Origin of the sequence: Streptomyces sp. NPDC060194, assembly GCF_042728285.1 — a bacterium.
Lineage (GTDB): Bacteria > Actinomycetota > Actinomycetes > Streptomycetales > Streptomycetaceae > Streptomyces.
Genome location: NZ_JBHWZH010000018.1, coordinates 32,784 through 53,373, shown reverse-complemented (window position 1 = coordinate 53,373; position 20,590 = coordinate 32,784). Strand labels below are relative to the sequence as shown.

17 protein-coding genes are annotated in these 20,590 nt (G+C 74.6%); 7 read left to right on the top strand and 10 right to left on the bottom strand.

Annotation, left to right across the window (positions count from 1 at the left end; genetic code table 11):
• Positions 1-61 precede the first annotated feature (61 nt).
• Positions 62-412, bottom strand: coding sequence for a hypothetical protein (locus ACFWEG_RS06305; protein ID WP_387209789.1), 351 nt, complete (start codon positions 410-412; stop codon positions 62-64).
• Positions 413-702: 290 nt separating this feature from the next.
• Between ACFWEG_RS06305 and ACFWEG_RS06300 the strand changes: the two genes are divergently transcribed.
• Both ACFWEG_RS06300 and ACFWEG_RS06295 read left to right on the top strand, forming a co-directional pair.
• Complete coding sequence (locus tag ACFWEG_RS06300; RefSeq protein ID WP_387209803.1) at positions 703-1,947, top strand: MFS transporter; 1,245 nt, start codon at positions 703-705, stop codon at positions 1,945-1,947.
• Positions 1,948-1,996: 49 nt separating this feature from the next.
• Positions 1,997-3,094, top strand: coding sequence for an SMI1/KNR4 family protein (locus tag ACFWEG_RS06295; protein WP_387209787.1), 1,098 nt, complete (start codon positions 1,997-1,999; stop codon positions 3,092-3,094).
• A 2-nt stretch (positions 3,095-3,096) separates the two neighbouring features.
• Here ACFWEG_RS06295 and ACFWEG_RS06290 read toward each other — a convergent pair whose 3' ends face one another.
• Positions 3,097-3,939, bottom strand: coding sequence for a nucleotidyltransferase (locus tag ACFWEG_RS06290; protein WP_387209785.1), 843 nt, complete (start codon positions 3,937-3,939; stop codon positions 3,097-3,099).
• 412 nt (positions 3,940-4,351) lie between these two features.
• Between ACFWEG_RS06290 and ACFWEG_RS06285 the strand changes: the two genes are divergently transcribed.
• On the top strand, positions 4,352-5,878 hold the full coding sequence (locus ACFWEG_RS06285; protein ID WP_387209783.1) for a fused MFS/spermidine synthase: 1,527 nt from the start codon (positions 4,352-4,354) through the stop codon (positions 5,876-5,878).
• 388 nt (positions 5,879-6,266) lie between these two features.
• Positions 6,267-6,680 (top strand): cytidine deaminase, encoded by a 414-nt coding sequence (locus ACFWEG_RS06280; RefSeq protein ID WP_387209781.1) that lies wholly within the window; start codon positions 6,267-6,269, stop codon positions 6,678-6,680.
• Positions 6,681-6,702: 22 nt separating this feature from the next.
• On the opposite strand, the gene ACFWEG_RS06275 is transcribed toward ACFWEG_RS06280, so the two are convergent.
• Positions 6,703-7,734 carry a LacI family DNA-binding transcriptional regulator gene (locus ACFWEG_RS06275; RefSeq protein WP_387209779.1) on the bottom strand — a complete coding sequence of 344 codons (1,032 nt, stop codon included), beginning with the start codon at positions 7,732-7,734 and terminating at the stop codon, positions 6,703-6,705.
• Positions 7,735-8,142: 408 nt separating this feature from the next.
• On the opposite strand from ACFWEG_RS06275, the gene ACFWEG_RS06270 reads away from it, so the two are divergent.
• Complete coding sequence (locus tag ACFWEG_RS06270) at positions 8,143-9,870, top strand: discoidin domain-containing protein (protein WP_387209777.1); 1,728 nt, start codon at positions 8,143-8,145, stop codon at positions 9,868-9,870.
• Positions 9,871-9,945: 75 nt separating this feature from the next.
• Here the strand turns inward: ACFWEG_RS06270 and ACFWEG_RS06265 are convergent, their stop codons facing one another.
• A complete protein-coding gene (locus ACFWEG_RS06265) occupies positions 9,946-11,142 on the bottom strand; it encodes a cation:proton antiporter (RefSeq protein ID WP_387209775.1) in 1,197 nt (398 codons plus the stop codon).
• 297 nt (positions 11,143-11,439) lie between these two features.
• Positions 11,440-11,913, bottom strand: coding sequence for a YdeI/OmpD-associated family protein (locus ACFWEG_RS06260; protein ID WP_387209773.1), 474 nt, complete (start codon positions 11,911-11,913; stop codon positions 11,440-11,442).
• Positions 11,914-12,064: 151 nt separating this feature from the next.
• Here ACFWEG_RS06260 and ACFWEG_RS06255 point away from each other — a divergent pair, with 151 nt between their 5' ends.
• Positions 12,065-13,291, top strand: a complete 1,227-nt coding sequence (locus ACFWEG_RS06255) for an FAD-dependent monooxygenase (protein ID WP_387209771.1) — start codon at positions 12,065-12,067, stop codon at positions 13,289-13,291.
• Positions 13,292-13,398: 107 nt separating this feature from the next.
• Positions 13,399-14,196, top strand: coding sequence for an SGNH/GDSL hydrolase family protein (locus ACFWEG_RS06250; protein ID WP_387209801.1), 798 nt, complete (start codon positions 13,399-13,401; stop codon positions 14,194-14,196).
• A gap of 91 nt (positions 14,197-14,287) precedes the next feature.
• Here ACFWEG_RS06250 and ACFWEG_RS06245 read toward each other — a convergent pair whose 3' ends face one another.
• The 5 genes from ACFWEG_RS06245 to ACFWEG_RS06225 all read right to left on the bottom strand — a co-directional run bounded on the left by ACFWEG_RS06245 (position 14,288) and on the right by ACFWEG_RS06225 (position 20,562).
• A complete protein-coding gene (locus ACFWEG_RS06245) occupies positions 14,288-15,094 on the bottom strand; it encodes a pyridoxal-phosphate dependent enzyme (protein WP_387209770.1) in 807 nt (268 codons plus the stop codon).
• 546 nt (positions 15,095-15,640) lie between these two features.
• Positions 15,641-16,645: an NAD(P)/FAD-dependent oxidoreductase gene (locus tag ACFWEG_RS06240; protein ID WP_387209768.1), complete on the bottom strand. Its 1,005-nt coding sequence runs from the start codon at positions 16,643-16,645 to the stop codon at positions 15,641-15,643.
• Positions 16,646-16,762: 117 nt separating this feature from the next.
• Positions 16,763-17,551 (bottom strand): phosphatase PAP2 family protein, encoded by a 789-nt coding sequence (locus ACFWEG_RS06235; RefSeq protein ID WP_387209766.1) that lies wholly within the window; start codon positions 17,549-17,551, stop codon positions 16,763-16,765.
• Between the two features lie 103 nt (positions 17,552-17,654).
• A complete protein-coding gene (locus ACFWEG_RS06230) occupies positions 17,655-19,415 on the bottom strand; it encodes a diacylglycerol kinase family protein (protein ID WP_387209764.1) in 1,761 nt (586 codons plus the stop codon).
• Between the two features lie 253 nt (positions 19,416-19,668).
• Positions 19,669-20,562: a sucrase ferredoxin gene (locus ACFWEG_RS06225; protein WP_387209762.1), complete on the bottom strand. Its 894-nt coding sequence runs from the start codon at positions 20,560-20,562 to the stop codon at positions 19,669-19,671.
• Positions 20,563-20,590 lie beyond the last annotated feature (28 nt).

Here is a 20,590-nt window from a genome sequence, read left to right as displayed (position 1 = left end):
GGGCACTGACAATCGCGGTCGGCCGCCAGCCGGACGGCGCCGGGCTCCCCGGCTCCGCCGCCTAACGGCGGTTGCGGCGTGCGATCCAGAGCTTGCGGGCGATGAAGACGCCGACGGCGACCCAGACGACCATGAACGCCACGACGAACGGTGTCGGCAACTCCCAACCCCGGGACTCCCCCTCGTTCTGCCCCGAGGGCTCGATGACGCCGAGGGCCGTCAGGGTTCCGACCACGAAGAACAACGCCCCGCCCAGGCGGAAGACCCAGGTGTGGACGGTCGACATCCGGGCGCTGCGGTCCTCACCGAAGAGGCGCGCGCTGCTCGCGGCATTGCGGCGCTCCAGGTGTCGTGCGCGGAGCACGAAGAAGAGGCCGAAGAGCGCCGCACCCACACCCCAAAGAACGTTCATGCCGGGTCCCCTCCGTCATCCTCCGAGCGCTTTCGCTCGGGATGGGTGTGCCCCGGGAGGCGGGTTGCATGACCGTCCCCGGCGGACGGGGGACGCGCCCGGTTCGGCGGCGATCCGTCGTAGCGGACCGGGGCCCGGGCGGCTCCGTTCCGGGGGACGGGACCCGGCCGGCGCCGTAGTCAGGTGGGCGCCGGCCGGGTGGTTGCGGGGTCGGCGAGCTTGCCGACGTGCGTACGATCGTACACTCTGGAGGCGTACGTTCGTACTTTCCTGGGGTGAGGTTGCTGCCGATGGTGTCGTCGACGGATTCGGGAACGCGTCGCTGGCGGGCCGCGTTGTTCCTGTTCAACGTGGTCGTCGGGGTGGGGATGTCGTCGTGGATCGCGCGGACGCCGGCGATCCGGGACGCGCTGGACGTGTCGACGGGGGCGATGGGGCTGGTGCTGTTCGGGCTGTCGGTGGGGTCGATGACCGGGGTGCTGGCGTCGGGCGGGCTGGTGCGGCGGTTCGGCGGGCAGGCGGTGATCCGGGCCGGCGCGGTGCTGCTGACGTGCGGGATCGCGGTCGTCGCGGCGGGGGCGGCGCTGTCGGTCGCGCCGGGGGTGTTCTGCGGGCTGGCGCTGTTCGGGGGCGGGCTCGGTCTCGCGGAGGTCGCCTTCAACATCGAGGGCGCGGCGCTGGAGAAGGCCGTCGGGCGGCCGGTGCTGCCCGTGCTGCACGGGTGCTTCAGCCTCGGCACGGTGGGCGGGGCGCTGCTCGGCATGGCGCTGACCGCGGCGGACGTGCCCGTCGGGTGGCACCTGGGGGCCGTGACGGTGGTCGTCGGGGCGGCGGCCGCGTGGGCGGTGTCCGGGGTGCCCGCGGGGACCGGGAAGGCGGCGGCCGCGACGGACGCGCGGCCGAGGACCACCGGCGGTCGGCTTCCGGTGTGGCTCGACCGGCGGCTCGTCCTCATCGGGCTCATCGTGCTCGCGATGGCCCTCGCCGAGGGTGCGGCCAACGACTGGCTGCCGCTGGTCATGGTCGACGGGCACGGCACCAGCGCGACCGCCGGGTCGCTGGTCTACACCGCGTTCGCCGCGTCGATGACGGTCGGGCGGTTCGCGGGCGGCCCCCTCCTCGCCCGCTACGGGCGGGCCGCGGTCGTCCGCGTCAGCGCGCTCGCCGCGGCGGCGGGGCTCGCGCTGGTCATCTTCCCCGACTCCCCCGCCGTCGCCACGGCCGGCGTCGTCCTCTGGGGCCTCGGCGCGGCGCTCGGCTTCCCCGTCACCATCTCCGCGGCCGGCGACGACCCCCACCACGCCGCCGCGCGCGTCTCCGCGGTCGCCACGGCGGGATACGTCGCCTTCCTCGTCGGCCCGCCGGCGCTGGGGCTGTTGGCCGATCACGTGGGGCTGCGGAACGCGCTGATCGCCGTGCTGGCCCTTGTGGTGGGGGCGGCGTTCCTGACGTCGGTCATGCGGTCGGCTCCGCGGGGAACGGTGGAGGGTCCGTCGCGGGCGAGCGGGGCGGAGCGGGAGTCACCGGTGCGGTGAGCGCTCGGCGCGCGGCGTGATTGTCAGTGGTGGGGGCTACGTTGCGGACATGGATCACTGGATGCGGGGGCCGTTGGGCTGGGTGGTGGGGCAGGACGAGGCGGAGGAGACCGGGGTGGTCTTCTTCCGGGGGGTGTCGATGGATGCAGTGGTGCGGGGGTTGCTCGCGCAGCGGCGGGTGCCGATGGCGTACGGGAAGGGGGACGAGTGGGGGGTCGTGATGCATCCCATGGCGGGGTGGGGTGAGGACGATGCGGTCGATCATGCGGCGTTGTGCGCGGCGGGCGGGGAGGTGGTCGTCTTCGTGACGCGGTCGTCCGGCGGGGAGCAGCAGGAAAGCTCGTTCGCGCAGTACCGGGACGGGCGGGTGGAGATGGCGTTCGAGTTCGCGCACCTCGGGGAGGGCCCGTCGACCGGGCGAGCGGCGTTTCTGTCAGCGGCTGCGGAAGGTGCGCCCGAGGGGCGTGACGAGCGGATCGCGGGGGCGATCTGTGCGCACTTCGGGTTGCCGGAGCTGGGGAACGAGGACTGGGGGCGGAGGGATGCGAAGGGGGTGCGGGGTATCGCGGAGTCGTGGGGGCGGATCGAGGGGTGGGCGCGGGATCAGGGGGTGAGCCGGGAGCTGGGTCCCCCGGCCACGACGGAGGACATCGCGCGGGTGGAAGCGCACATCGGGCGGACAATGCCGTACGAGCTGGCGGAGTTGTTGCGCGGGCATGACGGGACCGACCTTTACGTCCTGCCACGGCACTGGACGTTGCTGTCGACGTCTGCGATCACCTCGTGGTGGGACACCATGACGACGGTTTGGGGCCGAGGCGACCACCCGTACTTCCTTCCCACGTACGTGCCGTTCGCCTCGGATGGCGGCGGGAGCGTGCTGTGGGTCGACTCCGAAGGCTCGGCCGGGCGGTACGTCCACGGGCAGAGCAGGGAAGGGGAGTCGGTCGTCAACGGCCACCCCATGTGGGACTCGCTCACCTCCCTGATGCACCACGTCGCGGAGGCGCTGGAGACGGGGGAGCCGCTGGACGGATGCCTGCGGCCCGATGACACGTCCGACTTCGGCATGTGGCGCCACGTCGACGACCCGGTACCGAAGCCACCGCCTCGTCTGGGCAAGTACGGGGTGGTGATCGAGGACTGAGGTCAGGGGCGGGGGGTCTTCGTGCCGTGGACGGTGGCGTACTCCGCGGCCAGCCAGGGGGCGAGGTCCTCCAGGAGGGGGTCGAGCGCGGCCGGGTCGGGGGACGGGGTGCGGGCGAGGGTGGCCGCCGTGCGCATCTGGGGTGCGCGGGCGGGGTAGTGGTCGCCGAAGATCGTCGCGGAGTCGGTGAGGTCGCTGGTCCAGCCGTTCCAGCGGGGCATGACGAGGGTGAAGCCGGTGCGGACGAGGCGGCGGGCGACGGCGCGGCAGAGGGTGCGGCGGGCGGTGTCGGTGGCGGCGTCGGCGGCGCGGGCGCGCCAGCGGGGCAGCAGGAGGGCGAGGTCGCCGTTGGTCTCGCGGGCGAGTTCGGTGGTGGGGCGGTAGCGGGGGAGGTCGCGCGCGAGGTCGGGACCGAGGAGCGGAGTACAGAGGCAGGCGACGAAGAAGCCGAGGTCGTGGCGCTCCAGGTCGCTGAGGAGGGTCGCACGGCTGGTGAGGAGGATGCCGACGCCGTCGATCTGGGGGAAGGCGTCGTCGAGGGCCTTCTCGAGGGCACGGGCGTCGGCACGGTCGGTCTCGGTCGGCTCGTGGTGCAGGGCGAGCTGCAGGTCGAGGTCGGAGACGCCAAGGAGCGCCGTGCCGCGGGGGATGCTGCCGTAAAGGTAGGCGCTGTGGAGGCGGGGAGGGCGGCCGGGGCGGTCCGGGAGCGGGCCTCCCGGCGGGCCGAACGTCGTGGCGATGAGGGTGCGGGCGGCCTCGATGACGGGTGCGAAGAGTGGTGGGACACGGTCGAGCGCGCCCTCGCGGGCGATGGTTCCGTCGGGGGCGAGGCCGCGGTGGGTCATGGGGCCACTTTGCGGGACGGGGGGCGCGGGGGCGAGCGGGTTTCCCGGGCGGGGTGGCGGGGTGGCGATGACATGGTGGGGGCGCATCTCGCGGCTGCGGGAGCGGGGGGAGACGCGTCTCGCAGCCGCACGGCAGGGCCAAGAGCCGCACCCCGCCGCCGCAAGGCAGGGCCGAGGCGCACCCCGCCGCCGCACAGCAGGGCCGAGGCGCACCCCGCGGCTGTAGGGCAGAGCCGAGGCGGATCTCGGGGCTGCGGGGCAGAGCCGAGGCGGATCTCGGGGCTGCGGGGTCGGGTGGGCCGGTCGGTGGGCTTTCGGTGAGGGCCGCGATGTCCGGTCTGCGGGGCGGGGTGGGGTCAACCCGCCTGTTCGGCGCCGTCGTTCGGGGTGGGCGGGTGGGGGCCGTGGGAGGATGGCCGGCGTGGACGGAGCGGTGGAGGAGAGGCCGGGCGGGCTCGGGGGCAGGGCCGCCGGCGTGCTCGTGTTCGGGTCTTCGGCGGCGGTGCTGGTCGTCGAGATCGTCGCGTTGCGGTTGCTCGCGCCGTATCTGGGGCTGACGTTGGAGACCAGCACGATGGTGATCGGGATCGCGCTGGCGGCGATCGCGGTGGGGTCGTGGCTGGGTGGGAAGGTGGCGGACCAGGTCGATCCGCGGAAGCTGATCGGGCCGTCGCTGGCGGTGTCGGGGGTGGTGGTCGCGTTCACGCCGCTGCTGCTGCGCAGCACGGCGGAGTGGGTGGCGCCTTTGCTGCTGATCGTGGCGGCGGGGGCGATCCTCGTGCCGGGGGCGCTGCTGTCGGCGGTGACGCCGATGGTGACGAAGCTGCGGCTGACCAGCCTCGCCGAGACGGGGACGGTGGTGGGGCGGCTGTCGGGCGTGGGAACGGTCGGGGCGATCGTCGGCACGGTGCTGACCGGGTTCGTGCTGATCTCGCGGCTGCCGGTGAGCGGGATCCTGATCGGGCTCGGTGCGCTGCTGGTGCTGGGCGGGGCGCTGTTCGAGTGGCGGACGCGGGGGCCGCGGGCGTCCACCGCGGCGCTCGCGCTCGCGGTCGTCGCCGGGGGGCTCGCGACGACGGTCGCCCCCGGGGGGTGCGACGCGGAGACGAAGTACCACTGTGCGCGGGTGGTCGCGGACCCGGTGCGGGAGGGCGGGCGCACCCTCGTGCTCGACGGGCTGCGGCACAGTTACGTCGACGTCGACGATCCGACGCACCTGGAGTTCGCGTACGTGCGGGGGATCGCGGCGGTCGTCGACACGGCGTTCCCGCCGGAGGAGCCGCTGGAGGCGTACCACCTGGGCGGGGGCGGGCTCACGTTCCCGCGCTACCTGGCGAGCGCGCGGCCCGGGACCCGCAGTCTCGTCTCCGAGATCGACGGCGGGGTCGTCGCGATCGACCGGGAGCGGCTCGGGTTGCGGACGGGGGCGGGGATCGACGTCCGCGTCGAGGACGGGCGGCTCGGTGTCGAGCGGTTGGACGACGGTAGCCGGGACCTGGTCGTCGGGGACGCGTTCGGTGGGGTGAGCGTGCCGTGGCATCTCACCACGGTGGAGGCGCTGGAGGAGGTGCGGCGGGTGCTGGACGAGGACGGGTTGTACGTCGCGAACCTCATCGACCACGGGCCGTTGGGGTTCGCACGGGCCGAAGCCGCCACGCTGCAACGGGTGTTCCCGCATGTTGCCGTGCTCGGTGACCCCGAGGACGTCGGGCTCGTGCCGGGTGCGGAGCCCGAGGGCGGGAACCTCGTCGTCGTCGCCTCGCGGCGGATGGTGGATGCGGAGGCGGTCCAGGAGGCGCTCGACGCGCGGCAGACCGGGTGGCGGATCGCGACGGGTGGGGACGTCACGCGGTGGGTCGACGGGGCGCAGGTCCTCACCGACGACCACGCGCCGATCGACCAACTCCTCACGCCGTACCGGTCGGGGTCCAGGGTGTGAGGGTGTGGGAGCCGGTCGTACGGGCCGGTGCGTGTCATCCCCGTCGGGGGTGATGCGGGGTGCGCCTTCGGCGCGGAATTCCCCCCACCCGCCCCTTCCCCAAGTCCCTCCGGGCGGCCAGGGGCTCCGCCCCGCAAACCCCCCGTTCGCGGCTCCGCCGCGGACACCGGGCTCCGCCCGGTGGCCTCAAACGCCGGCCGGGCTGGAATTCTGTGCGGCTCGGACGGGACTGAGCTCAGCTCGGACGGGATTCTGTCCGGCTCGGACGGGGCTGGTTCGGCTCGGGCTGGGATAGAGCACGCGTGCCCATATGGGTCTCGGGCAGCATGGGCTTCGGCCGGTCGAGGATCCGGCGCGTCTGGTGCCGAGCAGGATGGAAGTGGAGAACATGTCGAGCCGAACCACCCCCGTCGACCACGAGCTGGTGCGCGCGGCCGCCGAGGTCGCGCGCACGCGGTGTCGGGGGGACGATCACACGATGGCCGCGGCCGGGCGCGCCCCGGACGGGCGGATCGTGACCGCGGTGAACGCTTACCACTTCACGGGTGGGCCGTGTGCGGAGCTGGTGCTGATCGGGACGGCGGCCGCGCAGGGAATCTACGAGCTGAGCACGATCGTGGCGGTCGGGGATCGGGAGCGGGGGGTCGTACCGCCGTGCGGGCGGTGCCGGCAGGTGCTGTTGGACTACTTCCCGGAGGTCCGGGTCGTCGTGGGGGCGGGCGAGCGGGTGCGGGCCGTTCCCGTCACGGAGCTGCTGCCGGAGACCTACGTGTGGGCCGACCACCAGATCGACACCCCCTGACCGCGGGCACCGTTCGCCCGGCTCACGTCGACTCGCGGATCACCAGTTCGTTCGGCATGACGACCGGGGTGACGGGTCGGCCGTCGAGGAGGGTGAGGAGGAGGTGGACGGTGGCGAGGGCCTGGTCGGCCATGGGGCTGCGGATGGTGGTGAGGGGCGGGGCGCTGTAGGCGGCGGCCTCGATGTCGTCGAAGCCGACGACGGCGACGTCGTCGGGGACGCGGCGGCCGGCCTCGCGGAGGGTGCGCAGGGCTCCGACGGCCATGAGGTCGTTGGCGGCGAAGACGGCGTCGAGGGCGGGCTCGTCGGTGAGGAGTTCGCGCATGGCCTCCGCGCCGGAGACGCGGGTGAAGTCGCCGAGGGCGACGAGTGGGCGGCGGCCGGTGCCGCGGAGCGCCTCGCGGTAGCCGGCGAGGCGTTCGCGGGCGTCGATGAGGTCGAGCGGGCCGGTGAGCGTGGCGATGCGGCGGCGGCCGCGCTCCAGGAGGTGGCGGACGGCGAGGCCGGCGCCGCCGGTGTTGTCGAGGTCGGCGTAGGGGACGGACGCGGCGGCGGTGCGGCCGAAGGACACCACGGGGAGTGAGCTGCGGGCGAGGACGGCGGGCAGCGGGTCCGTGCCGTGCAGCGAGACGAGCAGGACACCGTCGACGTGCCCGGCGGCGACGTAGCTCTCGACGCGGGCGCGGCTGCGGTCGGACTCGGCGAGCATCAGGACGACCTGTTTGCCCGCCGCCTCGAGGGCGCGGCTGGCGGCGCGGACGACGGTGGAGAACAGCGGGTCGTCGGAGAGCAGCCCCTGGGGCGGGTCGGAGACGACCATGGCGACGGCGTCGGTGCGGCGGGTGACGAGGTTGCGGGCGGCGGCGTTGGGGACGTAGCCCAGCTCGCGGACGGCGCGCAGGACGACGTCGCGGATCTCGGGGGCGACGGTGTGCTCTCCGTTGACGACGCGCGAGACGCTCGACTTGGAGACGCCGGCGCGTGCGGCGACCACCTCCAGGGTGGGGCGGCGCGCGCCCGTACGCCTGCCCGGCTCCGACGTCTCCGCTGCCATGGTCCCGCCCCCCGTCCGCCGCGGGGGCGGATGCCGCCCCCGGCCGTTCCCCTGCCGCGTGCTCCCGTGACCTTACCGCCTCGGGGTGCGGACCGGCGGAGGGCGGAAGTTCGGGGAACGTTCCCCGACCAGGGTGGGTGGTGAGCGGTGACGTCGTCAAGGCGAGCGGGTCGCCAGGTGCGGCGGGAGAGTCGAGGGGTGGACTGCTCACGTGCGGTTGCTTGCGCGCGAAGTCTCTAACTGGCCTGCTCAGTAGAGTTTCTGAATGTGCATCAGTGCATTGGCCATGTTTCCCGGAACTGAACCGGAACCTTGACACCCTCTCCTCACGGCCCCAGTCTCCCCTCTCAGGGAACGCTCCCTGATGTTCAACTCCGCGTGTCCGAACCGTTTTGAGGAGCCGCCGCCGTGAGTCCACTGCGTCGCCGCCTGGGTCTGCTCGTCGCCCTCGCGGTCACCCTGTTGTCGTTCGCCGCCCTGCCGGGGCCGCAGCGCGCCTATGCCGCAGATCCGTTGCTCTCGCAGGGCAGACCGGTGACCGTCTCGTCGGTGGAGGGTCCGTTCGCCGGGGCCAACGCCGTGGACGGCGACCCGGGCACCCGCTGGTCGAGCGAGTTCTCCGACCCGCAGTGGATCCGCGTCGACCTGGGCGCGTCCTCGCGGATCAGCGAGGTCGCCCTGGACTGGGAGGCCGCGTACGCCAAGGGCTTCCGGATCCAGGTCTCCGCCGACGGCTCGAACTGGACGACCGTCCACGAGACCGCGGCCGGGACCGGCGGCAAGCAGCGGCTGAGCGTCTCCGGCACCGGCCGGTACGTGCGGATGTACGGCACGGCGCGCGCCACCCAGTGGGGGTACTCGCTGCACGAGTTCCAGGTGTTCGGGGTCGGCGACACCGGCAACCCCGACCCGGGCGGCGAGAAGCTGCTGTCGTACGGGAAGACGGGCGCGGCCTCCAGCTCGCAGGCGGACGGGAACTGCTGGGAGTGCATCCCGGCCCGCGCCTTCGACCGCGACCCGGCCTCGCGCTGGGCGACCAGCTCGACCACCGGATGGACCGACCCGGGCTGGATCTCCGTCGACCTGGGCGCGACGGCGCAGATCAGCCGGGTCGTCCTGCAGTGGGATCCGGCGTACGCGAAGTCGTTCCAGATCCAGACCTCGCCGGACAACGTCAACTGGACCCCGATCTACTCCACTTCGGCCGGCACCGGCTTCAAGCAGACGCTGAACGTGTCCGGGACCGGGCGCTACGTGCGGATGTACGGGACCGAGCGGGCGACGCCGTACGGCTACTCGCTCTGGGAGTTCCAGGTGTACGGCACGGGCGGCGCGCCGACGACTCCCCCGCCGCTGCCGGCGGACCCCGCGAAGCCGGGGCGGATCGTGTGGCAGGACGAGTTCAACACCCCGGCGGGGACGAAGCCGGACCCGGCGAAGTGGAGCGCGGACCCGGGGACGGGGCCGAACAACGAGCTGGAGTACTACACGGACAACGACAACGTGGCCACCGACGGGCAGGGCAACCTCGTCCTGGAGGCGCGCAAGCAGGTGACGCCCGGGTCGAGTTGCCCGCGCGACCCGCTGAGCGGCAGCGGGACGTGCCAGTACACCTCGGCTCGGATCAACACCGGGAACAAGTTCGAGTTCACGTACGGGAAGGTCGAGGCGCGGGTCAAGGTGCCCAAGGGGAACGGTCTCTGGCCGGCGTTCTGGATGATGGGCGCCGACTTCCTGGACGGGCGGCCGTGGCCGTACAACGGGGAGATCGACATCCTGGAGGTGCTCGGCAAGGACGTGAAGACCGGGTACTCGACCGTCCACGCGCCCGCGTACAACGGGGCGGGCGGGATCGGCGGGTCGTACACGCTGCCCGGCGGCGCGGACCTGTCGGCCGACTTCCACGTGTGGGCGGCGGAGTGGGACAGCAAGGGGATCACGTACACCCTCGACGGGCGGACGGTCGTCACGCTGGACAAGGCGGAGATCGAGCGGACGCGCGGGCCGTGGGTGTTCGACCACCCGTTCTACCTGATCCTGAACCTCGCGGTCGGCGGGGACTGGCCGGGGGCGCCGGACGCCTCGACGCCGTTCCCGGCGAAGATGCTGGTGGACTACGTGCGGGTGTGGCAGTGACGGCAGTCCGTCACTGGTGAGCCCCAGCACGAGGGGCCGCGATCCCCGGGGGTCGCGGCCCTTCGGCGTGCGGCGTCACCAGGCTTCGGCGGTGGTGGCGGTGTCGGTGCGGCCCGCGCGGGCGCGCAGGGCGAGGAGGGGGAAGACGAGGACGGAGATCATGGCGGCGCCGACCAGGGCCGCCGCCTCGCCCTCGCCGATGACCTTCTCGTCGACGCCGATGGTGGTGATCGCGACGACGAGCGGCAGGCAGGTCGCGGAGTACAGGGACAGGGCGCGGCGCCCGGACGGGTCGAGGTCGCGCGGGGCGAGCGCGTACACGGGCAGGCCGCGGACGAGGAGGAAGAGGAGCAGGAAGACGGGGAGCAGCAGGAGGGTGCGGCCGCCGTCGAGGAGGGAGGCGAGGTCGAACTCGATGCCGGTGGTGACGAAGAACAGCGGCACGAGGAAGCCGAAGCCGAGCGCCTCGACCTTGCCCATGATCTCCTCGCTGCTCTCGGGGGCCGCGCCGTGGAAGACGAGCCGGGTGAGCAGGCCGGCGGCGAACGCGCCGAGCAGCACGTCGAGGCCGAAGGCGGCGGACAGGGCGAGCATGGACACGAGCAGCAGCATCACGAAGCGGACGGCGAACTGGCCGCTGGTGTGGAGGGTGCTGCGGACGATGTCGGCGAACCAGGGCGGTCGGGGGCGGGTCGCCCAGTACAGGGCGGCGGCGGTCAGGCAGGCGAAGACGGCGAGGACGACGGTCGCGACGCCGGGGTCGCGGCCGCTGAGCAGGACGGCCATCGCGATGATCGGGCCGAACTCGCCGACCGCGCCGAAGGCGAGCATCACCGTGCCGAAGCGGCCGCGGAGGTCGCCGCTGTCGCGCAGGATCGGCAGCACGGTGCCGAGGGCGGTGCTGGTCAGGGCGGTGCCGATCACCACGCTCTTGGCGAGGTCGAGGCCGCTGAGGGCGAGGGCGACGGCGAGGCCGAGGACCAGGGAGGCGGTCCAGGCGCGGACGGCGCGGCGCAGGGTGTCGCCGCGGATCGCGTCGAGTTCGATCTCGTAGCCCGCGAGGAAGATCAGCATGCAGAGGCCGAGCTCGGAGAGGCCGTCGACGAGGTCGTCGACCTTCGCCCAGCCGAGGAGGTCGGGGCCGATGAGGATGCCGAGGGTGATCTCGAAGATGACGAGGGGGACGCGCAGGCGGGGTGCGGTGAGCTTGGCGAGGAGGGGGGCGGCGACGGCGGTGGCGGTGATGAGGACGAGGGTGCCGGCGGTGGTCATCGGCAGGCGCTCGGGTGGCTCGGGTGGGCGAAGGCGGTGTGCATGGTTCGAGCGTCGGGGTGGTGGGGGCCTGGCGCACGGGGGCGCGCCGGTGCGGGCCGTCTTCGGCGCGGTCGCGGTGTGCGACGCGGGGTCGCGGTCGCGGCGCGGTGTGCTGGGGCGCAGGTGAACGGCCTCAGCGCCGTGCTCCGGGGTGCAGATGAACGGCCTCAGCGCCGTGTGGCGGGCTGCCGCGCTGTGTGCCGGGGGCTCGGGGCCTCCGCTGCTGGGGCGGGGCCGCGTGAGAGGTCGCCCTTCTCAGAGCGCGTCGAGGAGCGCCGTGATGCGGCGGAGGCGGGTCGCCGGGGCCGACGCGGTCTCGACGGCGGCGAGCCGCCGGCGGCGCGTGGCCGGCGGCAGTGACTCCCAGATGTCGAGCAGAGACCTCCGGGACAGGGCTTCCGCCAGGTCGGACGGTACGGGGACGTGGTCGGGGTCCACGGGTGCCAGGTGGCCGGTCACCGGGTCCCCCGCCTCCAGCCGGAGCCGCCGCAACAGCCCGGCGCCGGCCCATACGAAGGTGTCGGACAGCACCGGTGCACTCGTCAGCGCGCAGTTCACCTCGACGTCTTCGAGCCTCCCCGCGACGCGCCGGGTGCCGGCCTCGCGAGCCGCGTCGACCAGGGACTGGGGCATCCGGACGACCGTGTAGTGCGCCCTGCCCCATTCCATCGGCTCGATGAGCGACTCGATCGGGTGGGGTTCCGCGAGGAATGGCCAGGAGAAGCCCATGAGGCGAGCTTAGTCCGGATGGTCCGCGCCGCATGCCGATGCAGTCGGCCGCCTGATCCGCCGCGAGCCGAAGGCGTACGGCCGCCAACCCGGTCTCCGGGTGTGGTGGCGGGCGTGCATCCGGGGGCGGTCTCGGGGCGGAAGATCCGGTATGGGTGCTCCGAGTGTGCTGATCTCCGGGGCGAGTATCGCGGGGCCCGCGCTCGCGTACTGGCTCGATGCGTACGGGTGGCGGACGACCGTGGTGGAGCGGTTCGGGGAGTTGCGGGAGGAGGGGCAGAACATCGACGTGCGCGGGGCGGGGCGGGAGGTCGCGCGGCGGATGGGGATCGAGGAGGAGATCCGCAAGGCGTCGACCGGGGAGCGGGGGACGGAGTTCGTCCGCGCGGACGGCGCGCGGCTCGCACGGTTCGCCGCGGGGACGTCGGACTCCGACGGGGCGACGGCGGAGCTGGAGATCCTGCGCGGGCAACTGTCGCGGATCCTGGTGGAGCGCACCCGGCCGCGGACCCGGTACGTCTTCGGCGACCGGATCATCGCGCTCGACGACCACGGGGACGCGGTCACGGTCACCTTCGCGAGCGGGGCGCGGCAGGTGCACGACGTGGTGGTGCTCGCCGAGGGGCTGCGCTCGCGGACCCGCGGACTGGTCTTCCCCGACGTCGATCCGGTGCACGAACTCGACTTCTACGTGGCGTACTTGACGATTCCGCGGGTGGCCGGCGACACGGACCTGTGGCGCTGGCACAGCGCGGGCCGGGGGCGCAGTGTGACGCTGCGGCCGGACAACGTCGGCACGGTGCGGGCGACGCTGGGGTTCCTGTCGGACGTCCGCGGGCTCGACGAGCTGGACCGGGAGGCGCAGGTGACGATTCTGCGCCGAACGTTCGCGGACGTCGGGTGGGAGGCGTCGCGGGTGCTCGCCGCGCTGGGACGCGCGCCGTTGTACTTCGACGCGGTCGGTCAGGCGCGGCTGCCGTCGTGGAGCCGCGGGCGGGTGGCGCTGGTGGGGGACGCGGCGTACTGCGCGTCGCCGATCAGCGGGATGGGCACGAGTCTGGCGCTGGCCGGGGCGTACGTTCTCGCCGGCGAGCTGGCCGGGCACCCGCACCGTACGGCGTTCGCCCGGTACGAGCGGGTGATGCGGCCGTACGTCGAGCAGGCGCAGAAGCTGCCGCCAGGGGCTCCGGGCATCGCGAACCCGCGGGGGCGGGTCGGGTTGGCGGCGATGAACGGGGCGCTGCGGGTGGCGGGGGCGGTGAGCGGGGGACCGCTGGGCGGGATGGTGTCGCGGTGGTTCACCCCGCCCGCGGAGGCGATCGAGCTGCCGGCGTACCCCGAGGCGGAGGGTCGTCCTGGTCTGCCGGATCGCTTCTGATCGCCCTGGCGCTCCGGTTCTGGTCAACATCCTGAATAGTCAGATCGTTGAGTAGGCTGCCCTCCGGAGCGCCGGCGACGGCGGACGAGGAGACGGGGGCCGGATCGATGACGCGCACGTATCTGCGGTACGTCGCTTTGGGCGACAGCCAGACCGAGGGGATGGGCGACGGGGACGAGACCGTCGGGCTGCGGGGGTTCGCGGACCGGCTGGCCGAGCGGCTCGCGGAGGTCGAACCGGGGCTGCTGTACGCGAACCTGGCCGTACGGGGGCGGGTCGCGGGGCAGGTGCGGGCGGAGCAGTTGGAGCCGGCGCTGGCGCTGCGGCCGGACCTCGCGACGGTGGTGGCGGGGGTGAACGACCTGCTGCGGCCGCGGTTCGACGCGGGCGCGGTCGTCGGCGAGCTGGAGACGATGTTCGCCGCGCTGACCGCGGCGGGGGCGCGGGTGGCGACGGTGACGTTCCCCGACCTCGGGCGGATCGCGCCGCTCGCGCGGCCGCTGGCCTCGCGGGTGCTCGACCTCAACGCGGGCGTCCGGGAGGCGGCCGCGCGGCACGGTGTGACCGTCGCCGACACGGCGCTGCCCGCCGTCGTCACCGATCCGCGGCTGTGGACCGCCGACCGGCTGCACGCCGGCCCGCTGGGCCACGAGCGGATCGCCGCGGCGCTCGCGCACGCGCTCGAACTGCCGGGCAGCGACGACGCGTGGGCGCTCCCGCTGCCCGCCGCTCCCCCGCCGCGGCGGGGGCAGGCCGCGGCCGCAGAGCTGCGATGGGCGGCGGCGTTCCTCGGACCGTGGCTGCTGCGGCGGCTGCGGGGCCGGTCCTCGGGCGACGGCCGGGTGGCGAAGCGCGTGGAGCTGCTGCCGGTGGGCGCGGTCGGGGCGGCCGGTCCCGTGGAGTGAAGGCGCGGGTGAAGGCGGCGCGGCGCGGTGGCCGTGCGGGCCTGCCCGGGTGCGGCTCGCGCCCGGGCGAGCCGCACGCGGGCGGGCGGGTTCAGGGGGTAGGGGTCCAGTCCGTGTTGGCGCCGCACAGGACGAGGCAGGGGTGGTCGCCGGGGACGCGGCCGTCGAGCCAGGCGGCGAAGGGGAGGGCGGCGGCGGGTTCGACGGCCAGGCGGAGCTCGTCCCAGAGTCGGTCGCGGGCCCGGAGGATGCGGGCGTCCGGGACGAGGACGGTGGAGACGGCCGGGCTGCCGGTCAGGACGGCGAAGGGGATCTCGCCGACGCGGGTCGCGCCGGTCGCGGACGCGGCGACGGAGTCGACGGGCGAGTCGACGGGGCGTCCCGCGGCGAGGGCGTCGTGCAGGCAGCGGCAGTGCTCGGGTTCGACGGCGGTGACGTGACGGCCGCCGGCCGCGAGGACGGCGCCCGCGACGAGCCCGCCGCCGCCCGCGGCCGCGGCGATCGCGTCGACCTCGGGGGCGTCGGCGACGATCTCCGCCGTCACCGTGCCCTGGCCCGCGACGACGGCCGGGTCGTCGTACGGGTGCAGGAAGCGGTGGCCCGGCAGGGCCGCCTCCACCCAGGCGGCCTCCGCCGCCTCCGCGAAGGTCGTGCCGCGCCGGACGAGGCGCGCACCGGCCGCCTCGATCCGCCGGGTCTTCCCCGCGGGCGCGGCCTCGGGCACGTACACCGTCGCCCGCCGCCCGAGCAGCTGCGCCGCGGTCGCCACCGCGAGACCGTGGTTGCCCCCGGACGCCGTCACCACGTGGTCGTCCGGGGAGCCCGCCAGCATCGCGTTGAGCGCGCCGCGCAGTTTGAACGAGCCGCTGCGCTGCAGGTGTTCGAGCTTGAGGAACACGCGCCGGCCGTCGATCTCGACGTCCAGCAGGGGGTGCGGCGGGCGTACGGGCGGATGGCGTCGGCGGCGGCGCGGACATCGACGGGCGCGGGGACGCGGGTCACGGTGGTCATGGGTTCATGGTCGCCGTACGGGCCCGTCAGCGTCAGCGAGACTTCGTAAGCCACCGCGGCCGGTGCTCACGCTGTGGATATGGGTCGAGAGCTGGACGTCAACCGGTGTGCGGGCCTCGCGGGGGCGGGCCTCCCAGGGGCGGGCCTCGCGGGTGCGGGACGGTGGTCATGACAGCGCCCTCGCGGGCGCCGGCGTGCAAGGCGTGCCCGAGTGCGGGGGATGCGCCGAAGGCGTAAGGCCCCGTGGTGGGCTGGGTGGTGGGGGCGGGCGCACCTCCTCGCTCCTCCGTCGCTGCGGGGGCACCCCCCCGCCCTCCCGCCGTCACACAGCCGCAGCAACACGGCACCTGCCGCGCAGCGGCGAAGCCCCACTGCCGGGTGCCGCGCAGCGGCAGTATTCGGTGGTCGTGGTCGAGGGCTCCGCCCGGTCGCCTCAAGCGCCGGCCGGGCTGGGGGTGTGGGTCGCGCGGGCGAGTGCCGCCTCCGTGTCCGCGGTCGCGAGGTGGGCGTTGATGTGTGCGCCGGCGAGCGCGCCCGCCGCCGCGGAGGCGCCGACCTGGGCCATGGGGTCGGTGGCGTTGCCGGCGGTCCAGACGCCGGGGACGCCGGTGAGGCCGGCGGGGCCGGAGGCGAGGTGGGTGCCCATGTCGGCGGGCAGCTGCGCCGTGGGGAGGGCGAGGGCGGAGAGGCCCTCGGTGCGGGCGTGGAGGGTGGTGGCGACGGCGAGGACGCGGCGGGGGACGACGGTGCCGTCAGTGAGGCGGACGCCGGTGATGCCGGTGGGGTCGGACTCGACGGCGGCGACGGGGGTGTCGACGACGCGGATCCCGCGGGCGGTGAAGCGGGCGCGGGTGTCGTCGTCCAACGAGGTGTCGCGGGTGAAGTAGACGAGGTCGTCGGTGAGTTGACGGAAGAGGAGGGCGTGGTGGACGGAGGCGGGGCCGACGGCGAGGACGCCGACGGGCTCGTCGCGGACCTCCCAGCCGTGGCAGTACGGGCAGTGGACGACGCCGTGGCCCCAGTGCGGGGCGAGGCCGGGGACGTCGGGGAGGGCGTCGCGCAGGCCGGTGGCGACGAGGAGGCGGCGGGCGGTGAGGGTGCGGCCGTCGGCGAGGGTGACGGTGAAGCGGAGGTCGCCGTCGGGGGCGGGCGGGGCGGGGGCGGCGGCGGTGACCTGGCCGGGGACGACGAGGCCGCCGTAGCCGCGGACCTCGGCGCGGCCGCGGGCAAGGAGTTCGGCGGGCGGGGTGCCGTCCAGGCCGAGGAGGCCGTGGACGGCGTCGGCGGGGGCGTTGCGCGGTGTGCCGGAGTCGATGACGACGACGGAGCGGCGGGAGCGGGCGAGCATGAGCGCGCCGTTGAGGCCGGCCGCGCCGCCGCCGATGACGGCGGCGTCGACGGTGCCGGTGGGGAGGGCGTCGGGGGTCTCGGTGGTCATCGGGGCGTCCTTTCGTGGTGCCTGGACCCCCGACGGTAGGCCTCCCATGCATCGTGCGCATGGTTTCATGCTTCGGGCGCAAGAAGGTGGTGGCGTTCGCGGCGCGACGCGCAAACCTCAGGCCGGGCGGTGGTCCAGGTCGTGCGAGGGGGACTCCGGGGACGGGGTGGTGAGCTCCGGCTCCAGGCCCTCGGTCACGGGCGCGTGCCCGCGGCCCGTGTCCGTGCGCCAGGCCTCGAAGGCCCAGGCCGTCGCGGCGACGACCGCAGCGCCGAGGAGCCAGCCGCCGAGGACGTCGCTGAACCAGTGGACGCCGAGCGCGACCCGGGTGAAGCCGACGCCGACGACGGAGACCACGGCCACCGCCCAGAAGACGGGGCGCAGACGGCGCGGGACCAGCGGCAGGAGGACCAGGAGGAGGATCGCGAAGGAGGTGGTGGCGGTCATGGTGTGCCCGGAGGGGAACGAGAAGCCGGGGGCGACGGCGACGGGGTCCTCCAGGGACGGCCGGGCGCGTTCCACGACCGTCTTGACGAGCAGGCCGATCAGCCCGCCCGCGATCGCCGTCACCGCGGACCACGCGGCGAGCCGCCAGGCGCGGCGCCACAGCAGCCAGATCACCAGGAGCGCGACGGTGATCCGCAGGGTGGTGGGGTCCCAGACCCGGTCGGAGAGGAAGCGGAGCGTCTCGGTCCAGCCGGGGTGGGCGAGCGCGGTGCGGTGCAGGTCGTCCGCGGCCTCGGCGTCGAGGCGTCGCAGGGGGCTCCACTGGCCCTTGACCAGGACGAGCACGAGCCCGAAGGGGACGGCGGCGGCCGCCGCGACGAGGGCGGAGCCCATCAGGCGCATGCCGAAGCGGCGGTCGGACCGGCGGAGGCCGCGGAGGCGGGTGGTCAGGCTGTTCATCGGGCGCTCCCGGGCAGGAGGGCGGGTGCGGGGGCGATATCGGTGGCGCACCGCGGGCGTTCGGCGGGACGGGGGTCGGGGGCGGGCGGGGCGGTGGGGCGCATCAGGCGTTCCTCGGGAGCAGGACGGTCAGTGCGGCGGGGCGGATCTCGGCGAGGAGGCGTCGTCCGGGGGGCGCGGTGTCGCCGTCGAGCTCGCAGGGCTGGGGCACGGCGAAGGTCAACTCGGCGCGGCGGCAGGTGAAGTACTCCACCGGGCGGCCGCCGGCGACGCGCTCGGTGTCGTCGAGGTGCTGTGCGGAGGCCGGTTCGGGCGCCCGTCGCGGCCCGCGCAGCAGCGCGCCGACGACGCGCAGCCAGCCGTCCGCGCCGCGGGGGTCGTAGACGGCGACGTCGAGGAGCCCGTCGTCGGGTGCGGCTGCGGGGACGACGGACATGCCGCCCTGGACGGTGCCGATGTTGGCGACGAGAACCATGCGGGCGGTGCGGCGCAGGGCGGGGGCGTCGTCGAGGCGGATCGTCACCCGCATGCTGGGCGAGCGCAGTTCGCGCAGGCCGGCGAGGACGTAGGCGGGCCAGCCGAGGGCCGACTTGGCGCGGTCGTCGGTGCGGTCGAGCATCGCCGCGTCGAGGCCGGCGCCGGCCATCGCGGTGAAGTGGGTGCCGGGCAGGTGTTCGCCCTCGACCCAGCCGAGGTCGAGCGGGCGCGGGGCGCCGTCGAGGGCGGCCCGCAGCGCCTTCGCGGGGGTGAGCGGGAGGCCGAGGTTGCGGGCGAGCAGGTTCCCGGTGCCGCAGGGGACGACGGCGAGCGGTACGCCCGTGCCGGCGAGTGCGTCGGCCACGGCGCGTACGGTGCCGTCGCCGCCGCAGACGACGACCAGGGTGGCGCCCGCGCGGGCGGCGGCCGACGCCTGGCCGCCGCCGGTGTCGTCGGCGGTGGTGGGGACGAACTCCACGTCGTGGCGGCCGTGTTCGGTGAGGACGCGGCGGAGGCTGTCGAGGGTGGCGGTGTCGGTGACGGTGGGGTTGTGGACGACGGTGGTGGGGCCGGTCGGCAGGCCCGTGGTGAGGGGTTCGACGGGGGTGCGGCCGCGCGCCGGGTTGCCGGTGTCGGTCAGGACCGCGCGGCCGACGAGGAGGAGTGCCAGGATGCCGTTCGCGGCGCCGAACACCACGTCGGTGGGGTGGTGCATGCCCCGGTACAGCCGGGACACCGCCACGAGCACCGGGATGACCAGCAGGAGCCCCGCGACGATCCGGCGCCAGGGTGCGCGGACCCGGGAGAGGACGAGGAACGCGAGACCGACGTAGAGCGCGGTGGCCGCGCCGGTGTGCCCGGAGGTGAAGCTGGACGTGGGCGGGGAGTCGTCCAGCCGTTCCACGTCCGGCCGCTGGCGCTCGACGGCCATCGTGATGACGAGGAACACGGCGGACTGGACGGCGACGGAGGCGGCGAGGAACGCGGCGTCGCGGCGGCGGGCGACGCGGGGGATCACCAGGAGACCGAGGCACACCAGCGCGGTGATCGCGATGACGGTCTGCGTGTCGGCCGCGGTGGACAGCGCGGCCGACACCGTGTTGCCGGTCGCGGTGCGCATGCGCTCGAAGGACTGGTTGAGGTCGTCCTCCTCGGTGAGCGGCCACGAGGTGTCGGCGGGGCCGGTGATGAGGAGGCCGAAGCCGACCATCAGGGCGGCGAGGCGGACCGCGGAGGTGGCGATGCGGGCTGCGGCGAACGCGGCGAGGGTGAGGGCGGCCGGGAGCCTCCGGGGGGCGGCCTTCGCGGGCGCGGCGGCCGGGCCGCTGCTCGGGAGGGCGACGGTGGCCTCCGTGGCTGTGGAGCCGTCCGGAAGTGCGGTTGCCATCTGGGGGGTCCCCCGTTTCTGCGCGGTTCGCTGTCTGCGGCCCGGGGGTGCGCTCCCGCCCGGTCCCTCGGGCGTGTGCCCCGTGGTGGGCGAGACATGGGCCTTGGGCGGCCGGCAACGCGGGGGTTCGCGGCTCCGCCGCGGGTACCGGCCTCCGGCCGGTGGCCTCAGACGCCGGCCGGGCTGGGATTTTCTGCCGGCTCGGACGGAGTCGGATACGGCCCGGACGGAGTCGGGTACCGCCCGTACGGGCTCAGCCCGGTTCGATCGAGGTCGCCTCGTAGACGAAGGCCGAGGTGGATGAGGGGCCGTGGCACGTCAGTTGCCGCATCGGGGTGCGGTGGGCGCGGATTTCGACGGTGTAGGTCGTGCGGTACGTGGCGCGGACGATCCAGTGGTCGGGGTGGCGGGTGGAGTGGGTGACGGTCCAGGCGTGGCGGGGGGCGGGGCCGAGGTGGGTCAGGAGGGCGGCGACGGCGGTCTGCTGGGGCGGGAAGAGGTCGGTGTAGCCGCGCAGGTGGGTGGGGGCGATGCGGTCGGAGAGGTGGGTGGTGAGGGTGGGGATCGCGGAGTCGGGGTCGAGGTTGCCGTAGTACACGCCGTCGGGGACGACGACGACGTTCGCGGCGAAGCGGTCGCCGCCGACGTGGGAGCACTCCCAGACGAGGTCCGGCCAGCGGTCGGCGAGGGCGCGGGCGACGGGGCGGCCGCGGACGGCGCAGCAGGTGTCGTGGAGGCCGTGGGTGCAGACGAGGAGGACGGGGGGACGGTCGGTGTCACCGAACTCGGCTGCGGGCGGCGGGACTTCGAGGGCGTCGGCGATGCGGGTCAGGTCCTCGTCGCGGGCCCATGTCCCCCAGCGCTGGTGGTGTGCGCCGGTGGGGTCATGGCGCAGGACGGCCCAGCGGGCGGGGGCGTCCGGCCGGCGGCGGCCGTACCGCCGTACGAGGAGGATGCGGGCGCGGACGGCCTGGGCGGCGGCGTACACGCGGGCCTTCGTCGCGGGGTGGAGGTCCAGGCCGTCGAAGCCGTTCGGGGGCCAGGCGCGGTTGTACTCGACGAGGACCCAGGCGGTGCCGTAGGGGGCGGTGCCGGTGAGGGAGTCGCCGCGGGTGCGGGCTGCGTCGGCGCACAGGAAGCGGTTCATCGCAGGGCGACCCCGCTCGCCCTGCGGA